Origin of the sequence: Aphanothece microscopica RSMan92 (genome assembly GCF_046613545.2) — a bacterium.
GTDB lineage: Bacteria > Cyanobacteriota > Cyanobacteriia > PCC-6307 > Cyanobiaceae > NIES-981.
This window is the reverse complement of sequence record NZ_JBKKKY020000276.1, coordinates 1-754: the sequence shown is the minus strand read 5'-3', so window position 1 is coordinate 754 and position 754 is coordinate 1. Positions and strand designations below refer to the sequence as shown.

Below are 754 nucleotides of genomic sequence, written 5' to 3'. Positions count from 1 at the left end.
CCAGGGTGCGGCTCATGCGCGAGCGCACCCAGCGCAGCTGTCCGTCGGGCAGACGTATCCGGAACTCCAGCACGCGACCGTCCAGCGCCTTGCGGGCGGCCAGCCACGCCGGCATGTCCTCCTCCAGGATCGGGGAGCGTCCCGCACTGCGGGTCATGGACTCGTTTTTCTCCAGCCCCGTGATCGCGAACAGACCGGCCGACCAGACCACGTGCTCCTCGTCTTCGGCGTTGGTCCAGTGGCCGACACGCGCCAGCTTCTCGGTGGCCTCGTGCAGCTCGACCTGCTGCTGCAGGCGCCGGTTGGCCTCGACCAGGCGCTGCTCGGCTTCGTACTCGCGGGTCACGTCCTCCAGGCTCACCAGCAGCAGTTCCTCGCCCTCGTGGTTCATGCGTGTGGTGTGCAGCCGCACGCGGCGGCGGGCGTCACCACAAGCCTCCATCGTGAAAGAGGCCTCCCCGGCATCGAGCGAGGCCAGGTAGTCCTGCCTGTCACGAGGCGTCATCCATTGCTTCAGGCCCAGCGTGGCCTTGCCCAGGGCCTCTTCGCGGCCGATGCCGGTGAAACGCACCCAGGCGTCGTTGACGGCGAGCAGGCAGCCGTCATGGCGTCGTGTCAGCGCCAGTGGAATCGGCGCGGCCAGAAACAGCGCGCCCAGCGGCGGACAGGACATCTCCCCGTCCGCCAGGGACATCTTCAGTCGGCCGCTCTCGCTTACCCGGGTCATCTCAGGATTGGACATGAAAGGTTGGGG

1 protein-coding gene is annotated in these 754 nt (G+C 68.0%); it reads right to left on the bottom strand.

All coding sequences use genetic code 11. From position 1 onward, the window contains the following. Positions 1 to 694: hypothetical protein (locus ACLD7X_RS17475; RefSeq protein WP_425625444.1), on the bottom strand; the 694-nt coding region annotated here is incomplete at its 3' end. Between the last annotated feature and the right edge of the window lie 60 nt (positions 695 to 754).